Origin of the sequence: uncultured Tepidimonas sp., from assembly GCF_938045175.1 — a bacterium.
Taxonomy (GTDB): Bacteria; Pseudomonadota; Gammaproteobacteria; order Burkholderiales; family Burkholderiaceae_C; genus Tepidimonas.
This window is the reverse complement of record NZ_CALIND010000094.1, coordinates 1-17427: the sequence shown is the minus strand read 5'-3', so window position 1 is coordinate 17427 and position 17427 is coordinate 1. Positions and strand designations below refer to the sequence as shown.

Here is a 17427-nt window from a genome sequence, read left to right as displayed (position 1 = left end):
GCGTATTGGTATCGAGAAACAAACCGCCGCCCGCGGCCGCATCATGGACGCCGACTTCGCCGCCGAGACGGCCAACCTGAGCCGCACCCAAATCCTGCAGCAAGCCGGCACCGCCATGATCGCCCAGGCCAACCAGCTGCCACAGAACGTGCTGCGACTGTTGCAGGGCTGACGGCGTTACCAGACCCGATGACGAAAGCGGCATCCGGCCGCTTTCGCTTTTTTGGCAGCAAGCGACGCGGGCCACGCACGGCCCACTCACAGTGCAGACACTCGCCACGGTGCGGCTCCTTCAGCAAAGCGCTTCAGCGGCAATAGCACCCCTCGCCCGGTCGATATCATGGCTTACGCGAGGCGCCGAGCCCTCAAGTGTGCGTGTCGATGGACGATACAAAACTCATCGAACATCGTTCGCAATCACGCGAGGGCCACCATGCTTGCTCTGACCCCCATGAAACACGCCAAGACCTACGGCCAGATGGCCGCCAGCACCCGCGCCACCACGGCCGACCCGCACGGGCTGATCGAGATGCTGTTCGACGCGATCGATGAGCAGATCGCGGTGGCGATGGGCGCCCTGGAGACACACGAGACGGAGAGGCGCGGCAAGGCGGTGAAGAAGGCCGTGATGCTGCTGCAAGAGGGCCTGCGCGGCGGACTGGACCTGGAAAAAGGTGGCGAGCTGGCCGAGCGGCTCGATGGCTTGTACGCCTATTGCGCCGCCCGCTTGGCGGAGGCGCACGCCAAGCGCGACCGTGCGCTGTTCGCAGAGGTACGCCAGCATCTGCGCACCGTCGCCGACGGCTGGAAAGCCATCCGCCCCCAGTAAGCAGCCGACTGCCGGAGGCCCGAATCATGAGCGCTACCCCCAAACCCAGCCCCAGCGTGATGGACGTCTATCAAGCCCTGGAAGACGCGAGCGCCCGCATGCTGCAAGCGGCGCAGGCCGACGACTGGGACCGCGTCGTGGAACTGGAAGGCGCCTGCGCGGTGTTGATCGAGCGCCTGCGCGAGCAGGGTGAGCACGCGCAGCTCACGCCCGCCGAGCGGGCAGAGAAGCACCGCATCATGTTGGCCATTTTGCGCCACGATGCGCAGATCCGCGCGCTGGCCGAGCCGTGGCTGGATGTGTGGGGCGACGTGCCCCCAGGCGAGCCGATCCGCAGCGCTTGGCTGCACTGATCCGGTGCCCGCGCGTCGCGGACACCGCTCTGTCCCACGTCGCGGGATGGTCAGGAATGAAGATCCGGGGAGGCAGGCTGAACGTCCCACCCCACCACATTGCGCGTGGCGCTGCTGAACTCCACGCCCAGCAGCCAGATGGGGCGGCCGTCGGCGCGGTATTTGTCGGCGTAGCCCCTCTGTCGCAGCTGGGCGATCGCCTCGCCCGTGGGTTGGTCGCCATCGATGCGCTTGAACTCCATGATGACGATGGCCTGCGGCAGTTTGAGCGTCAAGTCGATGCGGCCTTGGTTCGTGACGTCTTCCGGGGTGAGATCGAGCCCGAGGCTGGCGAGGTGCGAGTAAAAGACGCTGGCCCAGTAGCCCTCATAGTGCAGGACGGGATTCGCGCGGTACCAGTCGGCCGGGATGCCGGCAAAGAGCGACTCGAAGTGCGCGCGCAGGGCAGTCCAATCGAGCGCGAACCACTTCTTCAGAAGCGGCAGCGGCTGCGTGGGCACCTGCGGTGGCACCCACGCGCGCAGCAGCGCCTGGTTGAAGGCGCTTTCCACCTCGCGGTTGGGGTAGCCCAGTTGGTACTGCACGAGTCCCCCGAGCCGCTCCACGCCGGTAATAGTGAGATAGCCCGTCTGCCACAGCAGGGCTTCGGTGCCGATGTACTCGACATCGAACGCGCCCAGGAGCTGATCATCGGCCACCAGGGTGTCGAGCTGTGGGGTAAACGTCTGGCGGCTGCGCAGCAAATCGACCAAGAAGGTGGGTGTGCCGGTCTCGAACCAGTAAGCGCGAAAGGTGCGCTCTTGCAGCAGCAGCAGCACATCGAACGGGTTGTAGACCGACTCGCCCAGCCAGCGGTAGCCGTTGTACCAGCGGCGGATGTCGTCGCGATCGAGCCCCTCGAGCTCCGGGGCGAAGACGGTATCGACGTCTGTTTCCGTATAGCCACAGATGGCCGAGTAGGCCGCATCGACCGTGATGTCGTTGAGGTTGTTCAGGCCCGAGAAGATCGACGCTGTTCTGAACTTGGACACACCGGTCAGGAAGGCGAACTGGATGTGCGCGTCTTGCCCCTTGATGACCGAGTAGAGGTTCATCAGCCCATCGCGCATGGCGCGGGCGACGTCGGGGTCGGTGAGGTTGTCGAGGATGGGTTTGTCGTATTCATCGACCAAGACGACGGCGCGCTGGCCGTATTTTTGCGTGGCCCGCTCGATGAGCTCGCCAAAGCAGCCCGAGATGGAGCGGTGCTCGCAGTGGATTCCAAGGGAGCGCTGGTGGTTGTCGAGCAGTTCGCGGATGCGCTCATCCAGTTGCTCTCGGCTCTCCAGCCGCCCTTCGGCGAAGCTGATCCGAATGACGGGATGCCGCTTGGACCAATCCCACTTGTCGTGGCAGTACAGCCCCCGAAAGAGCGGCTCGTTGCCGGCGAAGAGTTCGGCGAGCGTATCCAAAAAGAGCGATTTGCCGAAGCGCCGCGGGCGCGAGAGGAAGTAGTACTTGCCCGTGGCGGCCAGCCGGTGCGCAAACGCGGTCTTGTCGACGTAGTAGTAGCCCCCTTCGCGGATGTCGCGGAAGGTCTGGATGCCGATGGGCAGTTTGAGCCGCTGCATGACGGACGATTTTGGCAGATGAGGTGGGGTGGGTAAATCGGGGTGATGTGCGCGGCGTGGTCGATCGTGGGAAAATCGCTCCCTTTCATTATTCGTAGGCCGGGCCTTGCAGGCAGCCGGCCTGTCGTTGTTGGAGCGACCGGTCCATGCTGTACCCACAGGAGTTCGATGTCATTGTCGTCGGCGGCGGCCATGCCGGCACCGAAGCCGCGCTGGCGGCGGCCCGCATGGGCTGCCGCACGCTGCTGCTGACACACAACATCGAGACGCTGGGGCAGATGAGCTGCAACCCCAGCATAGGCGGCATTGGCAAAGGACACCTGGTCAAAGAGGTGGACGCGCTGGGCGGCGCGATGGCGCTGGCCACCGACGAGGCCGGGATCCAGTTTCGCATCCTCAATGCGAGCAAGGGCCCCGCGGTGCGCGCCACGCGCGCCCAGGCGGACCGCAAGCTGTACAAGGCCGCGATTCGGCGTCGGCTAGAAAACCAGCCCAACCTGTGGTTGTTTCAACAGGCGGTGGACGACCTGATGTTGGAGGGTGACCGGGTGGTGGGCGCCGTGACGCAGATTGGCGTGCGCTTCCGCGCACGCGCGGTGGTGCTGACGGCGGGCACGTTTCTGGACGGCAAAATCCACGTCGGATTGCAGCATTACAGCGCCGGTCGTGCGGGCGACCCGCCCGCGGTCAGCTTGTCGGCGCGCCTGAAAGAACTGCAGTTGCCGCAAGGGCGGCTCAAGACCGGCACGCCCCCGCGCTTGGACGGGCGCACCATCGACTGGTCGCGTTGCACGGTGCAGCCCGGGGACGGCATGCCCGGGTCCGAGACCGAGGGGCGGCCGGTGCCGGTGTTTAGCTTCATGGGGCGGCCCGAGATGCATCCGCCGCAGTTGCCGTGTTGGGTGACGCACACCAACGCGCGCACGCACGCCATCATCCGCAGCGGGTTCGACCGCAGCCCGATGTTCACCGGCAAGATCGAGGGAGTGGGGCCGCGCTACTGCCCGAGCGTGGAGGACAAGGTCAACCGCTTTGCCGACAAGGACAGCCATCAGATCTTTCTGGAACCCGAGGGGCTGGACACGCACGAGGTGTACCCGAACGGCATTTCCACCAGCTTGCCGTTCGACGTGCAGGTGGAGATGGTGCGCTCCATCGCCGGGTTGGAAAAAGCACACATCCTGCGCCCGGGTTACGCGATCGAATACGACTATTTCGACCCGCGCGGGTTGCGGACCACATTCGAGACGAAGGCCATCCGCGGCTTGTTTTTTGCCGGGCAGATCAACGGCACCACGGGCTACGAGGAGGCGGCAGCACAAGGGCTGTACGCGGGCATCAACGCCGCGCTGCAGGTGCTGGAGCGCGAGCCGTGGGTGCCGCGGCGGGATGAGGCGTACCTGGGCGTGTTGGTGGACGACCTGATCACCAAGGGCGTGACGGAGCCGTACCGCATGTTCACCAGCCGCGCGGAGTACCGCTTGCAGCTGCGGGAGGACAACGCCGATGCGAGGCTGACGGAGACGGGGCGTCGCCTGGGGCTCGTGGACGACGCGCGCTGGGATGCGTTTTGCCGCAAGCGTGACGCGGTTTCACGTGAAACCGAGCGCCTCAAATCGACCTGGGTCAACCCGCGCATCGTGTCGGCGGCGGAGGCCGAGCGCGTGCTGGGCAAAGGGATCGAGCACGAATACAACCTGTTCGACTTGCTGCGACGCCCGGGCGTCGGGTACGAAGCGCTGATGTCGCTGGAGGATGGGCGCTATGCCGCACCCGACGTTTCACGTGAAACCTTGGGCGACCTCTACGCCCCCGTGGTGGAGCAAGTGGAGATCGGCGCCAAGTACGCGGGCTACATCGAGCGTCAGCGCGACGAGGTCGAGCGCACCGCGGCTTACGAGCATTTGCGCTTGCCCCCCGAACTGGACTACATGCAGGTCGCGGCGCTGAGCATCGAGGTGCGGCAAAAGCTGCAGAAACACCGGCCCGAGACGTTGGGGCAGGCCGCGCGCATTTCGGGCGTCACGCCGGCGGCGATCTCGCTGCTGTTGATTCACCTCAAGCGCGGCCGCTTCAAGGGGTTTGCCGATACTTCCGTAGGCAGCCCGTCGGGCGTGACGGTGGATGCCGAGGGCGAGGCGCGCGCGGCATGACGACGGTCGGCGATCTGGAGCCCGCACTGCGAGCGGGGTTGGCGGACCTCGGGCTGGTGCTGCCGGATAGCGCCGTGCAGCGCTTGTTGGGCTATCTGGAAGCGTTGCTGCGCTGGAACCGGGTGTACAACCTGACGGCGGTGCGCTCGCCGGCCGAGATGCTCACCCACCATGTGCTGGACAGCTTGGCGGTCGTCCCCCCGCTGCGGCGCCAGTTGGGGCTGCCGCCGATGCCGCCCGCAAGCGTCGCGCCGAGCGCCGCCCGCGTGCTGGACGTGGGGTCGGGCGGTGGTTTGCCTGGCGTCGTGCTGGCCATCACCTGTCCGGATCTCGCCGTGACGTGCGTGGATGCGGTAGCCAAGAAGGCCGCTTTCCTGACCCAGGTGGCGGCCAGCCTGACGTTGGCCAACTTGTCCGGCGTGCATGCGCGCGTGGAGGCCGTGGCGGGCGCCTACGATGTGGTGTGCTCACGGGCTTTCGCCGCGCTGGCGGACTTCGTGGCGTGTTCGCGCCACACCTTGGCTCCACGAGGGGTGTGGATGGCGATGAAAGGCCGGGTGCCCCACGACGAGATGGCGGCGTTGCCCGCCACGGTGCAGGTGTTTCACGTGGAACACCTGTCGGTGCCGGGGCTGGGGGCCGAGCGCTGTCTGGTCTGGATGCGGCCCGCAGGCGACGAATGACCGTAAACTCGCACCCTGCCGCCGCCGTGCAGCGCGCGGCCGCAAGCTTGAAGCAATAGCGATTCGATCCGGGGCGCCGGTGACGGCGCCTTTTCCCTGGGGCGGATCGATGCCGATGAACGGAAGGGCTGACGATGGCGCGCGTCTTTTGCATCGCCAACCAAAAAGGCGGGGTGGGCAAGACCACCACCACGGTCAATCTCGCCGCGGGGCTGGCCCAAATCGGTCAGCGGGTGCTGATGGTTGACCTGGATCCGCAGGGCAACGCGACCATGGGCTCGGGCGTGGACAAACGAACGCTGCAACCCACGGTGTACGAGGTGCTGTTAGGCCAGACGACGGTGCCCGCGGCGGCCCGGCGCAGCGATGCGGTGGGCTACGACGTGCTGGGCGCCAATCGCGAGCTGGCGGGTGCCGAGGTGGAGTTGGTGGCGCTGGAGCGCCGCGAACACCGGCTGCGCGACGCGCTGGAGACCGTACAGGCGGACTATGATTTCGTCCTCATCGACTGCCCCCCGTCGTTGAGTCTGCTCACCCTCAACGGGTTGTGTGCCGCGCACGGCGTCATCGTGCCGATGCAGTGTGAATACTTCGCGCTCGAGGGACTGTCCGATTTGGTCAACAGCATCAAGCAGGTGCACGCCAACCTGAACCGCCAACTCAAGCTCATCGGCCTGCTGCGGGTGATGTTCGACCCGCGCATCACGCTGCAGCAGCAGGTCAGCGAGCAGCTCAAAGGGCACTTTGGCGACAAGGTGTTCGACACCGTCATCCCGCGCAACGTGCGCTTGGCCGAGGCGCCCAGTTACGGCCTGCCGGGGGTGGTGTTCGACCCCTCGGCGCGCGGGTCCAAGGCGTTCGTCGATTTTGCGCGCGAGATGGTGGCGCGCGTCGAGCGTTTGTGACGGCGAGAACCAGCGATGCGCGGGCACACCATGCCGCCCGCCGCGGGGGGCAGTCCCTTGACGCGAACGGGACACGAGGAAAACGAAAGGATGGACCGATGATCAACAAAAAACCCAAAGGGCTGGGACGAGGGCTGGAGGCGCTGCTGGGCCCGGCAGTCGATGCCGAGGCGCCCGACGCGCCGCGCGAGCTGCGCCTGTGCGATCTGGTGCCCGGTGCGTATCAGCCGCGCACGCGCATGGACGAGGGCGCGCTGTACGAGCTGGCCGAAAGCATTCGCGCGCAGGGTGTGATGCAGCCGGTGTTGGTGCGCCGGTTGGCGGACGACGTTGGTGCGCAGCGGCTGGCGGCATGGCACGCCAGCCCAGCCGGGCGTGCTTTTGCCGAGGGCGCGCCCCCGGGCGAGCGCCCAGTGTACGAAATCATCGCCGGTGAGCGCCGCTTTCGCGCCGCGCGCCTGGCCGGGCTGGACAGCGTGCCGGTGCTGGTGCGCGAGGTGCCAGACGAAGCGGCGGCCGCGATGGCGCTGATCGAAAACATCCAGCGCGAAGACCTGAATCCACTGGAGGAGGCGCAAGGGCTGCAGCGCTTGATCAAGGAGTTTGGGCTGACGCACGAGCAGGCTGCGCAAGCGGTGGGCCGCTCCCGCAGCGCGGCCACCAACCTGCTACGCCTGCTGCAATTGGCCGAGCCGGTGCAGACCATGTTGATGGCGGGCGACCTGGACATGGGCCACGCGCGCGCGCTGCTGAGCCTGGATCGGGCCAGCCAGATCACCGCGGCCCACCAGATCGCGGCCAAAGGGCTGTCGGTGCGCGAGGCCGAGTCGCTCGTCAAGCGCCTGGCGGCTGAATTTGCCCTCACGCCCCCGCGCCCCAAGGCCGAAAAATCGCGCGACGTGCGCCGGGTGGAGGAAGAGTTGTCCGAGCTGTTGGCGGCCGAGGTAGAGGTGCGCATCAAGAAGCGCGTCAAGCGCCACGGCCGGGTGCAGGAGCAAGGCGAGTTGGCCATCGCGTTCGGCTCGCTCGACGAGCTCAACGGGTTGATCGAGCGCCTGCGCGCGCTGCAGCCGTGACAGCGCCGCGCCGCAACGCCACCCATCGAGCGCCCCCCGAGGCGGCGCGCGACCGCTGGCCACTGCCTGCGCTGGCCTTGTGGGCCGCGGCCTGGGCGGCTTTCGTCGCGCTGCGGGTCGGCCTGCAGCGCCCCCCGGCCGAAGCGTTCGGCATCGTCGCCCTGTTGTCGGTGTTGTGGGCCATCCGCCGCGGCGGCACACCTGTGCGGCGCGTCATCATGGCGCTGGGTTTTCCGCTGTCGTGGGTGCTGGCCGCCGGCCTGGTGCCCACGCCGCCGGTGTGGGCGTGGGCCGTGCTGGCGCTGGCGTTGCTGGCGCTGTACCCATTGCGCAACTGGCGCGACGCGCCGTTGTATCCGACGCCGCCCGGCGCGCTCGATGGCTTGCGCGAGGCGGTCTGGTTGGCGCCGCGCGCGCGCGTGCTGGATGCCGGCTGCGGCACCGGGGATGGGCTGCGCGCCCTAGAGCGCGCCTATCCCGATGCCGAGTTGATCGGTATTGAGCGCGCGTGGCCGCTGGTATGGTTGGCGCGGGCGCGCGCGCCCGTCGGTGCCCGGGTGCGCCAGGGCGATTTGTGGGCCGAAGATTGGTCGGGCTACGATTTGGTGTATCTGTTTCAGCGGCCCGAGACGATGCCGCGCGCAGCGGCCAAGGCGGCGGCCGAAATGCAGCCTGGCGCGTGGCTGGTGAGCTTGGAATTTGCCGTGCCCGATTGGGCGCCGACCACGGTCTGGCACTGCCCTGACGGTTGGCCCGTGTGGGCCTACCGCATGACCGAGGACGGCTCTCCGGCCGCCTCGGTCGCGGAGGTCTCGCCCGCGCAGACCACCTGATTGCGCCCGGCGCGCTTGGCCCGGTAGCAGGCGTCGTCGGCGGCTTTGAGCACCCGTGACCAGTCGTCGTCTGCCGTGTGGCCCGCATCGAAGGAGGCCACACCGATGCTGGCGCCCAAGACAAAGCGCCGACCGCCCCACTCGAACCCCAAGCCCGCAATGGCGTCGCGCAGGCGCTCGGCCACGGCGACGGCCTGCGCCGCGTCGCGCCGATGCAACAGAATGGCGAACTCGTCGCCGCCCAGGCGCGCCACGGCGTCCTGCGGGCGCACATGGTCACGCATGAGGGCTGCGATGCGCCGCAACGCGGCGTCTCCGGCGTCGTGACCGGCTTCGTCGTTGATCGGCTTGAAGCGGTCCAGGTCGATCAGCAGCAGGGCGTGCACCTCGCCGGGCTGCGCCGTACGCCGCCACTGCTGCTGTGCGCATTCGAAGCCGCGCCGGTTGAGCAGCCCGGTCAGCGCATCGGTGTGCGCGGCGCGCTCGGCTTCTTCGCGCTCGGCGTGCAGCACGTCTTCGGCGCGCCGGATCACTCTGGCCACCACGAAGCCCGCCGCCAGGCCAAAACCAAAAATGCTCACGCCCAGCATCAGCAGGGTGTGCAAGACGGCGGTTTGTTCGGCCTGCACGGCCTGTTGTTCCCGCCGGACGCGCTCGCCCATCCACTGCACGAGCTGTGCCAATTCCCCTACCAGGGCCCGCTGTTGTTCCAGCACGCGCTCCGTGTCCATGATTCCCCGTGCCACATCATCCTGTCCGAGCAGCAACGCTTCAACCGCCCGGCGCTGTGCTTTGGATAACTGGACAGCATGCGCGAGCACCGCCTCCAACCGCTGCTGGCCCTCGGTGCCGAGTGTCAGCCCGATCAAGGCGTCGCGCGCTTGCCCAAAGGCCAGCCCTTCGCGCTCGAAGGCGCGCGCGTCGTCCTCCCGCGCCAGCGGGTCGGGCTCGGCCACCATGCGCAGCAGGTGGATGATGCGGTTTTGCGCCGCCGTCTGCATGTCACGTGCGAATTGGGCGGCGGGCAACCAGCGCTCGACGACCGCCTCGAACGCGTGCCCGATGTCACGTACCCGTTCCACGCCACGCGCGATGAGCAGCGCCTGCGCCATCGTGGTCAAGACGAGGATCCAGGTGGCGATGACGCTGGTGCGCCAAGCGCGTCGCGGGGAATGGACCAGTCCGTGCGCACTCACATTAGGAGCACCTTGCCCGGATTCAAGATATCGTGCGGGTCGAGCGCGGCCTTGATGGCGCGCATGACCGCGAGCGCCCCGTCGCCGGCCTCGGCACGCAGAAAGGCTATTTTGTGCAAGCCCACGCCGTGCTCGCCGGTGCAGGTGCCGCCGCTGGCCAGGGCGCGCTGGACCAGCGCCTGGTTCAGGCGCTCGGCGGTGGCGCGCTCGGCCGGGTCGGTGGGGTCGATCAGGTAGCCCATGTGGAAGTTGCCGTCCCCCACGTGCCCGACCATGAAATACGGCAGTCCGGCGGCGTCAGCCTCGGCCACGGCGGCCAGCACGTTGTCGGCCAGCCGGCTGATGGGCACGCAGGCGTCGGTGGTGATGGCGCGGCAGCCCGGGCGGCTTTGCACGCCAGCAAAGTAGGCGTTGTGGCGCGCCGTCCACAGCCGCGTGCGTTCCTCGGGGGTGGTGGCCCACTCGAAGGCCTGTCCCCCGTACTCGTCGGCGATCGCCTGTACCGCCTCGGCCTGCTCGCGCACACCGCTGGGTGAGCCGTGAAATTCCATCAGCAGCATCGGCTCCTCACGCAGGCCCAGCTTGCTGTGCGCATTGACGGCGCGTACCGTGCGCGCGTCGAGCAGCTCACAGCGCGCGATCGGGATGCCCATCTGGATGATGGCGATGGTGGTGCGCACGGCCGCCTCGATGCTGGGGAAGGAGCAGATGGCGGCCGAGACGGCCTCGGGCAAGGGATACAGCCGCACGGTGATTTGCGTCAGGATGCCCAGCGTGCCTTCGCTGCCGACGAACAGGCGCGTCAGGTCGTAGCCCGCGCTGCTCTTGCGCGCGCGCGTGCCGGTGTGGATGACCTCGCCACTGGCGGTGACGACCTCCAAGGCCAACACGTTTTCGCGCATGGTTCCATAGCGCACGGCGTTGGTGCCGCTGGCGCGCGTGGCGGCCATGCCGCCGATCGACGCATCCGCCCCCGGGTCGATGGGGAAGAACAGGCCCAGGTGCTTGACCGCGTCGTTGAGTTGTTTGCGCGTCACGCCAGGCTGGACGGTGGCGGTTAGGTCTTCGGGCTGCACGGCCAGTACCTGGTTCATGCGGCTCACATCCAGGCTGATGCCGCCTTGCACCGCGAGCAGGTGCCCCTCCAGTGAGGAGCCCACGCCAAACGGGATGACCGGCACGCGCCACGCGGCCGCGATGCGCACCGCGTCGGCCACGTCCTGGGTGGATTCGGCAAACACCACGGCAGCGGGCGGCGGGATGTGGGTGTAGGCCGACTCGTCGCGGCCGTGCTGCTCGCGCACCGCCAGCGCAGTCGAGCAGCGCGCGCCAAAGCGCGCTTGCAGCGCGGCCAAGGCGTCGGGCGGCAGCGGCCGCTCGCGCACCTCGGGCAGCAGGGGGGTGGTCAGCGGAGCGTTCATGGGGGGTCTCCTGCGGGGCGGAACGCGGGCCTCGGCGTCGTTGCCGATAATGAGTGGATTATCGGCGCCCCGCGCGCCCTGTCGCTACTGGAGGAACCCCGCATGGGCAACCGTCTCACGCAAATCGCGACCCGCACCGGCGACGCCGGCACCACGGGGCTCGGCAACAACCAGCGCGTCAGCAAGGCCAGCCTACGCGTGCACGCCATGGGCGACGTGGACGAGCTCAACTCCCACATCGGGGTGCTGCTGTGCGAGGCCATGCCGGCCGATGTGCGCGAGCTGCTGGTCGAGATCCAGCACCAGCTCTTCAACCTGGGCGGGGAGCTGAGCATCCCGGGCTACGAGCTGCTCCAGCCCGAGGCCGTGGCGGCGCTGGATGCGGCGCTGGAGCGCTACAACGCGCAGCTGCCGCGGCTGCGCGAGTTCATCTTGCCCGCTGGCACGCGCGCGGCTGCCCTGGCGCACGTGTGCCGCACCGTGGCGCGGCGCGCCGAGCGCAGCGTGGTGGCACTGGGCAACGACGAGGCCATCGGCGACGCACTGCGTCAGTACCTCAATCGGCTCAGTGACCTGATGTTCGTGCTGGCGCGCGTGCTCAATAGGGTCGACGGTGGCGACGACGTGTACTGGAAGAGCGAACGCCTGGCGCGTGGTGACGATTGATGGTGCGCGCCCGACGTGCGTATCGGTATTTGCCTGACACGCACGTCGCCGGCGCGCTGACGGCGCGAACAGACACCTTCGGATTCAAGGAAAGCAGGGCGGTTTTCACAATCCTTTTCAACGAACCAACGCTCCCGGGCTGTGCTAAACCCTGATGCCCGGCACGCGCCAACCCTGAAAAGGAGTGCTGCCATGACCGCTACCGCCGCCGCTACCCACACCCTCGATGCCGAGCGCGAGCAACTGCTGGCCGAAATCCGCGAGGCGAACCTGACCTACCTGATGCTGGCGCAGCGCCTCATCCGTGCCGACAAGGCGGAGGCGACGTTCCGCCTGGGCTTGAGCGAAACGGCGGCCGATTTGATCGCGGCGCTCACCCCCGCGCAAATCGTCAAGCTGGCCAGCCACAACACGCTGCTGTGCCGCTTCCAGGACGCCGACGACATCGTGTGGAAGCTGCTGACCAGTAGCCACGCCCCCCAGCGCTCGGTGGGCGAGGCTGCCCAGCGCCTGCACGCCAGCATCCTGATGGCCGGTCGGCTGGCCGACACCGCGGCCTGATCCGCCTGCGGCCGCCTTCGCTGAATTGCCCAAGCACCTGCTACCCCCAATGTTGGAGCCTGCCATGACCACCGCCACCGCCGAATCCGCCTCCAAGAGCATCGTCAGCGAAAGCCGCGACATCGAGCGCGCCATCGAGCTCATCGGCCTGGGCGCGCGGCTGCAGGTGCTGGAGAGCGAAACGAACCTGTCGTACGAAAAGCTGCTGCGCCTGTACAAGGAAGTGACGGGGCGTTCGCCCAGCAAGGGGCAGCTGCCGTTTTCCACCGATTATTTCTTGCAGTGGCAGCCCAACATTCATGCGTCGCTGTTCGAAAACATCCGCCAGTCGCTCATCAAGACCGTGGCGCTGGACGACATCGACGCCGTGATGAAGGCGTACCGCCTGTACGCCGAACAGATGCAGGTGTGCGGACTGGAGCCGCTGCTGAGCTTCACGCGCGCGTGGCGGCTGGCGCGCTTCATGGATGCGGGCATGCTGGTGCGCACCCGCTGCACATGCTGTGGTGGTCACTTCGTCGCCGACCCGTACATCAATACCCGCCACTACGTCTGTGGCCTGTGCAAGCCACCGGCGCGTGCTGGCAAGGGACGCGCTGACGGCGCCCTGCGTGCCGACGCTTGACGCGCCGCCGCTGGCCCCGGCGGGGCAGCGCCGCTGGCGCTACCATCGGGGCATGACGCTCACCCGGCCTCTGTCCGTGTCTACTGCCGCCGCGCCGGTCGACGACGGCGCCACTGGCTCGCCGCTGCAGGCGCGCATCGAGGCCTTTGCCCGCCAGGGGCGTGTGCAGGCGGGCTCGCTCATCGTCTCGGTGTTTGGCGACGCGGTGCTGCCGCGCGGGGCGCGGCTGTGGTTGGGCAGTCTGATCCGGCTGCTCGAACCGCTCGGGGTCAACGAGCGCCTGGTGCGCACCGCCGTCTACCGCTTGGTGCAAGAGGGGTGGCTGACCACGCAGGCCCGCGGGCGCCGCACCGACTACATGCTGACCGAGGCCGGTCGTGTGCGCTTCGAAGAAGCCTCGCGCCAGATCTACGCGGCCCGGGCGCCCCGCTGGGACTTACGCTGGCGCTTGCTCCTGTTGACGGGTACCTTGCCTGCGCGCGAGCGCGAGCGGCTGCGCCGCTCGCTGTACTGGCAGGGCTACGGCGAGCTTCCGGGCAGCGTGTTCGTGCACCCGAGTGCCGACCTCACAGCGACGCTGGAGGCGCTGCAGGCCGACGGCTTGGGCAGACACCGCGCCCACGTGCTGCCGCTGCGTGCCGAGCGCCTGCCCCTGCGTGGCACGGCCCCGGATCGCGATCTGGTACGCCAGGCGTGGAATCTAGAAGCGCTCGCGCAGGCCTATGTGACCTTCGTCGCGCGCTACGAGCCCATCGGTGCCGAGGTGCAGGCGCACGGTGAGCCGCCGCCCGAGCGCGCGTTTCTGGGACGCACGCTGCTCATCCACGACTGGCGCCGTTTGCTGCTGCGCGACCCGCAGTTGCCCGAAGAACTGCTGCCGCGCGACTGGCCCGGAGAGCGCGCGCGCCAGGTCTGCCGCCGCTTGTACCGGCTGCTGCTGGCGCCGGCCGAACGCCACCTGGACGCGCACCTGCGCCTGGCCGACGGCCACGCGCCCGCCGCCGCCCCGTGGCTGTGGCAGCGCTTCGAGCCGCTCGACGACGAGTGCTCGCTCGGCGCGCCCCGGCTGGGCTGAGCCGCTTTCACCAACCCTGCGATGGAGCGCATCGGGAAAACCCTGATGCGCTGCCGCGCGCTTTGCATGATACTGAAACACGTCACAACGCACTTGTTTTTGTATCACGATGAATCCGCAGCGCGACGCCCCCCCCACCGATCCGCAGGCCCTGGCCGAGGCGGTCGCGGCCGCGATGTGGTCGCGCGACCACGCCACGCAGGCGCTGGGCATGCGGCTGGAGGTCATCGCGCCCGGCCGCGCGGTGCTGTCGATGCCGGTGCGGCGCGACATGGTCAACGGCCATGCCCTGTGCCATGGCGGCCTGATCTTCACGCTCGCCGACAGCGCCTTTGCCTACGCCTGCAACAGCTACAACCACAACACGGTGGCGTCGGCCTGTCACATCGATTTTTTGGCTCCAGCGCGCGAGGGCGACGTGCTGGAGGCCGAGGCCGAGGAGCGCTCGCTGGCCGGGCGCACCGGCGTGTACGACATCACGGTGCGCGTGCGCGGTGGCAAGACGGTGGCGCTGTTTCGCGGCAAAAGCTACCGCATTGGCGGTGAGGTGATCGCGGGCTTGCAGCCGACCGCAGCACAACCCAGCCGGGACTGAACGCCACCGAACCGACCCCCAGCAGAGGAGACCCGACCATGCCCGTCAAAGCCCCGCGCCCCGGTGACCTGGAGCCGATCGAGACCGCCAGCCGCGACGAGATTGCGGCGCTGCAACTGCAGCGCCTGCAGTGGAGCGTGCGTCACGCGTACGAGCACGTGCCGCACTACCGCGCCAAGTTCGACGCCGCGGGCGTGCACCCCGACGATTTGCGCACGCTGGCCGACTTGGCCAAATTCCCGTTCACCACCAAGGCCGACTTGCGCGACAACTACCCGTTCGGCCTGTTTGCCGTGCCGCGCGAGCAGGTGGTGCGCGTGCACGCCTCGTCGGGGACGACGGGCAAGCCCACCGTGGTCGGCTACACCCAGCGTGACATCGACACCTGGGCGCAGCTGGTGGCGCGCTCCATTCGCGCCGCCGGTGGCCGCCCGGGCGACATCGTGCACGTCGCGTATGGCTACGGGCTGTTCACCGGCGGTCTGGGCGCGCACTATGGCGCGGAGCGGCTGGGCTGCACCGTGATTCCGATGTCCGGCGGCCAAACCGAGCGGCAGGTGCAGCTCATCCTGGACTTCAAGCCCGACATCATCATGGTCACGCCGTCGTATTCCCTCGTGATTGCCGAGGAGTTTGAGCGGTTGGGCATTGGCCCCGACGAGATTTCGCTCAAAGTCGGCATCTTCGGCGCCGAGCCCTGGGGCGAGGGCATGCGCGCCGAAATCGAGCGCAAGCTGGGGCTGGACGCCATCGACATCTACGGCTTGTCGGAGGTCATGGGCCCCGGCGTGGCCAACGAGTGCATCGAAACCAAGGACGGGCCGGTGATTTGGGAAGACCACTTCTACCCCGAAATCATCGACCCCGACACGGGCGAGGTGCTGCCCGATGGCGAGGAGGGCGAGTTGGTCTTTACCTCACTGACCAAGGAGGCGATGCCCGTCATCCGCTACCGCACGCGCGATCGCACCCGGCTGCTGCCGCCCACGGCGCGGTCGTTTCGCCGCATGGGCAAGATCACTGGGCGCACCGACGACATGATCATCCTGCGCGGCGTGAATGTCTTTCCGACGCAGATCGAGGAGCAGATCCTGCGCGACCCGCAACTGTCGGGCAACTACCTGCTGGTGCTCACCCGCGAGGGGCATCTGGACCATCTGGAGGTGCGCTGCGAATTGCAGCGGGCGGCCAGCGGTCGGCTCAGCGATGCCGAGCGCGCCGCCATCGGCCGCGAGCTGCAGCACCGCATCAAGACCTTCATTGGCGTGAGCACGCGCGTCACCGTGCTCGATGCCGACACGCTGCCCCGCACCCAGACCGGCAAGGCCCGCCGGGTGCAGGACGAACGCCCCCGCGTCATCTGACGCCGCCGCCACCGGAGAGACTGCCATGTACACGCAAGCCCTGAGCATCCCCGACCCAAGCGCCAAGGTCCAGCCGATTCAGCCGGACGAACCGGCGGACAAGCTCGAGGCCTTTCAGGCCCGCATCGACGCCGACGGCCGCATCGAGCCGCAGGACTGGATGCCCGAGGCATATCGCAAAACGCTGATTCGCCAGATCAGCCAGCACGCGCACAGCGAGGTCGTGGGCATGCTGCCGGAGGGCAACTGGATCACGCGCGCGCCGAGCCTCAAGCGCAAGGCCATCCTGCTGGCCAAGGTGCAAGACGAAGGCGGCCACGGCCTGTACCTGTACTCGGCCGCCGAGACGCTGGGTGTGAGCCGCGCCGAGCTGATCGAGCAGTTGCTCACCGGTCGCGCCAAATACAGCTCGATCTTCAACTACCCGACGCTGAACTGGGCCGACGTGGGCGTGATCGGCTGGCTGGTCGACGGCGCTGCGATCATGAACCAGATTCCGCTGTGCCGTTGCAGCTACGGGCCGTATGCGCGCGCGATGATTCGCATCTGCAAAGAGGAGAGCTTTCACCAGCGCCAAGGCTACGAGCTGCTGCTGACCATGATGCGCGGTTCGCAAGCGCAGCGCGACATGGTGCAAGACGCGGTGAACCGCTGGTGGTGGAAGTGCCTGGCGATGTTTGGCCCCCCGGACAGCGCCAGTGTGCACAGCGAGCAGAGCATGCGCTGGGGCATCAAACGCATCAGCAACGACGAGTTGCGGCAAAAGTTCGTCGACGCCACCGTGCCGCAGGCGGAGGTGCTGGGCGTGACGCTGCCCGATCCCAAGCTCAAGTGGAACCCCGAGCGCGGACACTACGACTTCGGCGAAATCGACTGGGAAGAGTTCTGGCAGACCGTCAATGGCCACGGCCCTTGCAACAAGGAGCGCCTGGGCACCCGCATCAAGGCACACGAGGACGGCGCCTGGGTGCGCGAGGGCGCGCTGGCGCACGCGCGCAAGCAGCGCGAGCGTGCGCTGCGGGCGGCGGCCTGAGCGGCCGCACCCGCCGTCATCGACCCGAGCGAGGAAAGGAACCACCGATGAGCAACCCCGCCACCCCTGAGGGCGCGAACGCGCCCACCAAAGCCACCCCGGCGCTGAAGGACTGGCCGCTGTGGGAAGTCTTCGTGCGCAGCAAACAGGGCTTGGAGCACAAGCACTGTGGCAGCCTGCACGCCGCCGACGCCGAGCATGCGCTGCAGATGGCGCGCGACATCTACACCCGCCGCCAGGAGGGGGTGAGCATCTGGGTCGTGCCCTCCAGCGCCATCGTGGCCAGCCGCCCGTCGGACAAGGGCGAGTTTTTCGAGCCTGCGGCGGACAAGATCTACCGTCACCCGACCTTCTACGAGATCCCGGACGAAGTGGGGCACATGTGATGAACGCCGTCGCGATCGACAACGCGCTCGTGGACTACCTGCTGCACCTGGGGGACAACGCCT

General features: G+C 68.0%; 19 protein-coding genes. 16 read left to right on the top strand and 3 right to left on the bottom strand.

Features of this window, described 5'->3' with window-relative positions; all coding sequences use genetic code 11:
* From Q0716_RS04945 to Q0716_RS04935, 3 genes are all read left to right on the top strand, one after another.
* A partial coding sequence (locus Q0716_RS04945) for a flagellin (RefSeq protein WP_299020319.1) occupies nt 1–172 on the top strand: 172 nt, incomplete at its 5' end.
* A gap of 261 nt (nt 173–433) precedes the next feature.
* Entirely contained in the window at nt 434–829 is a 396-nt protein-coding gene (gene fliS / locus Q0716_RS04940; RefSeq protein WP_299020316.1) for a flagellar export chaperone FliS, read from the top strand.
* 26 nt (nt 830–855) lie between these two features.
* A complete protein-coding gene (locus Q0716_RS04935; RefSeq protein WP_299020313.1) occupies nt 856–1182 on the top strand; it encodes a flagellar protein FliT in 327 nt (108 codons plus the stop codon).
* Between the two features lie 50 nt (nt 1183–1232).
* Here Q0716_RS04935 and Q0716_RS04930 read toward each other — a convergent pair whose 3' ends face one another.
* Nucleotides 1233–2792, bottom strand: a complete 1560-nt coding sequence (locus Q0716_RS04930; RefSeq protein WP_299020310.1) for an ATP-binding protein — start codon at nt 2790–2792, stop codon at nt 1233–1235.
* A 146-nt stretch (nt 2793–2938) separates the two neighbouring features.
* Here Q0716_RS04930 and mnmG point away from each other — a divergent pair, with 146 nt between their 5' ends.
* The 5 genes from mnmG to Q0716_RS04905 all read left to right on the top strand — a co-directional run bounded on the left by mnmG (nt 2939) and on the right by Q0716_RS04905 (nt 8442).
* Nucleotides 2939–4945, top strand: coding sequence for a tRNA uridine-5-carboxymethylaminomethyl(34) synthesis enzyme MnmG (gene mnmG / locus Q0716_RS04925; RefSeq protein ID WP_299020307.1), 2007 nt, complete (start codon nt 2939–2941; stop codon nt 4943–4945).
* Nucleotides 4942–5628, top strand: a complete 687-nt coding sequence (gene rsmG / locus Q0716_RS04920) for a 16S rRNA (guanine(527)-N(7))-methyltransferase RsmG (protein ID WP_299020305.1) — start codon at nt 4942–4944, stop codon at nt 5626–5628. The genes mnmG and rsmG overlap by 4 nt, the downstream gene beginning before the upstream one ends.
* A 134-nt stretch (nt 5629–5762) precedes the next feature.
* On the top strand, nt 5763–6533 hold the full coding sequence (locus Q0716_RS04915; protein ID WP_299020303.1) for a ParA family protein: 771 nt from the start codon (nt 5763–5765) through the stop codon (nt 6531–6533).
* Nucleotides 6534–6631: 98 nt separating this feature from the next.
* Entirely contained in the window at nt 6632–7609 is a 978-nt protein-coding gene (locus Q0716_RS04910; protein WP_299020301.1) for a ParB/RepB/Spo0J family partition protein, read from the top strand.
* Nucleotides 7606–8442, top strand: a complete 837-nt coding sequence (locus Q0716_RS04905; RefSeq protein ID WP_299020298.1) for a class I SAM-dependent methyltransferase — start codon at nt 7606–7608, stop codon at nt 8440–8442. Before Q0716_RS04910 ends, Q0716_RS04905 begins: the two co-directional genes overlap by 4 nt.
* On the opposite strand, the gene Q0716_RS04900 is transcribed toward Q0716_RS04905, so the two are convergent.
* Together Q0716_RS04900 and Q0716_RS04895 are read right to left on the bottom strand one after the other, a co-directional pair.
* Nucleotides 8373–9638 (bottom strand): diguanylate cyclase, encoded by a 1266-nt coding sequence (locus Q0716_RS04900; protein ID WP_299020295.1) that lies wholly within the window; start codon nt 9636–9638, stop codon nt 8373–8375. The genes Q0716_RS04905 and Q0716_RS04900 overlap by 70 nt on opposite strands.
* A complete protein-coding gene (locus tag Q0716_RS04895; protein WP_299020293.1) occupies nt 9635–11059 on the bottom strand; it encodes an FAD-linked oxidase C-terminal domain-containing protein in 1425 nt (474 codons plus the stop codon). Before Q0716_RS04895 ends, Q0716_RS04900 begins: the two co-directional genes overlap by 4 nt.
* Before the next feature lie 102 nt (nt 11060–11161).
* Between Q0716_RS04895 and Q0716_RS04890 the strand changes: the two genes are divergently transcribed.
* From Q0716_RS04890 to paaB, 8 genes are all read left to right on the top strand, one after another.
* A complete protein-coding gene (locus Q0716_RS04890; RefSeq protein WP_299020291.1) occupies nt 11162–11725 on the top strand; it encodes a cob(I)yrinic acid a,c-diamide adenosyltransferase in 564 nt (187 codons plus the stop codon).
* A gap of 192 nt (nt 11726–11917) precedes the next feature.
* Complete coding sequence (gene flhD / locus Q0716_RS04885) at nt 11918–12286, top strand: flagellar transcriptional regulator FlhD (RefSeq protein ID WP_299020289.1); 369 nt, start codon at nt 11918–11920, stop codon at nt 12284–12286.
* 64 nt (nt 12287–12350) lie between these two features.
* Entirely contained in the window at nt 12351–12911 is a 561-nt protein-coding gene (flhC, locus tag Q0716_RS04880) for a flagellar transcriptional regulator FlhC (protein ID WP_299020287.1), read from the top strand.
* Nucleotides 12898–13986, top strand: a complete 1089-nt coding sequence (paaX, locus tag Q0716_RS04875) for a phenylacetic acid degradation operon negative regulatory protein PaaX (RefSeq protein WP_299020285.1) — start codon at nt 12898–12900, stop codon at nt 13984–13986. The genes flhC and paaX overlap by 14 nt, the downstream gene beginning before the upstream one ends.
* A gap of 109 nt (nt 13987–14095) precedes the next feature.
* Nucleotides 14096–14581 carry a hydroxyphenylacetyl-CoA thioesterase PaaI gene (paaI, locus tag Q0716_RS04870; RefSeq protein ID WP_299020283.1) on the top strand — a complete coding sequence of 162 codons (486 nt, stop codon included), beginning with the start codon at nt 14096–14098 and terminating at the stop codon, nt 14579–14581.
* Nucleotides 14582–14619: 38 nt separating this feature from the next.
* Nucleotides 14620–15945 carry a phenylacetate--CoA ligase PaaK gene (paaK, locus tag Q0716_RS04865; RefSeq protein ID WP_299020281.1) on the top strand — a complete coding sequence of 442 codons (1326 nt, stop codon included), beginning with the start codon at nt 14620–14622 and terminating at the stop codon, nt 15943–15945.
* 25 nt (nt 15946–15970) lie between these two features.
* Nucleotides 15971–16978: a 1,2-phenylacetyl-CoA epoxidase subunit PaaA gene (gene paaA / locus Q0716_RS04860; RefSeq protein ID WP_299020279.1), complete on the top strand. Its 1008-nt coding sequence runs from the start codon at nt 15971–15973 to the stop codon at nt 16976–16978.
* Nucleotides 16979–17025: 47 nt separating this feature from the next.
* A complete protein-coding gene (gene paaB, locus Q0716_RS04855; RefSeq protein WP_299020277.1) occupies nt 17026–17364 on the top strand; it encodes a 1,2-phenylacetyl-CoA epoxidase subunit PaaB in 339 nt (112 codons plus the stop codon).
* Nucleotides 17365–17427: the final 63 nt, after the last annotated feature.

Excerpts from the sequence above, each read along its gene's own strand:
- paaB (WP_299020277.1), top strand. The coding sequence starts at position 17,026 with ATGAGCAACCCCGCCACCCCTGAGGGCGCGAACGCGCCCACCAAAGCC.
- Q0716_RS04895 (WP_299020293.1), bottom strand. The coding sequence starts at position 11,059 with ATGAACGCTCCGCTGACCACCCCCCTGCTGCCCGAGGTGCGCGAGCGG.
- mnmG (WP_299020307.1), top strand. The coding sequence starts at position 2,939 with ATGCTGTACCCACAGGAGTTCGATGTCATTGTCGTCGGCGGCGGCCAT.
- Q0716_RS04890 (WP_299020291.1), top strand. The coding sequence starts at position 11,162 with ATGGGCAACCGTCTCACGCAAATCGCGACCCGCACCGGCGACGCCGGC.
- rsmG (WP_299020305.1), top strand. The coding sequence starts at position 4,942 with ATGACGACGGTCGGCGATCTGGAGCCCGCACTGCGAGCGGGGTTGGCG.
- paaK (WP_299020281.1), top strand. The coding sequence starts at position 14,620 with ATGCCCGTCAAAGCCCCGCGCCCCGGTGACCTGGAGCCGATCGAGACC.
- paaI (WP_299020283.1), top strand. The coding sequence starts at position 14,096 with ATGAATCCGCAGCGCGACGCCCCCCCCACCGATCCGCAGGCCCTGGCC.
- Q0716_RS04930 (WP_299020310.1), bottom strand. The coding sequence starts at position 2,792 with ATGCAGCGGCTCAAACTGCCCATCGGCATCCAGACCTTCCGCGACATC.
- Q0716_RS04910 (WP_299020301.1), top strand. The coding sequence starts at position 6,632 with ATGATCAACAAAAAACCCAAAGGGCTGGGACGAGGGCTGGAGGCGCTG.
- flhC (WP_299020287.1), top strand. The coding sequence starts at position 12,351 with ATGACCACCGCCACCGCCGAATCCGCCTCCAAGAGCATCGTCAGCGAA.
- flhD (WP_299020289.1), top strand. The coding sequence starts at position 11,918 with ATGACCGCTACCGCCGCCGCTACCCACACCCTCGATGCCGAGCGCGAG.
- Q0716_RS04935 (WP_299020313.1), top strand. The coding sequence starts at position 856 with ATGAGCGCTACCCCCAAACCCAGCCCCAGCGTGATGGACGTCTATCAA.
- paaA (WP_299020279.1), top strand. The coding sequence starts at position 15,971 with ATGTACACGCAAGCCCTGAGCATCCCCGACCCAAGCGCCAAGGTCCAG.
- Q0716_RS04915 (WP_299020303.1), top strand. The coding sequence starts at position 5,763 with ATGGCGCGCGTCTTTTGCATCGCCAACCAAAAAGGCGGGGTGGGCAAG.
- fliS (WP_299020316.1), top strand. The coding sequence starts at position 434 with ATGCTTGCTCTGACCCCCATGAAACACGCCAAGACCTACGGCCAGATG.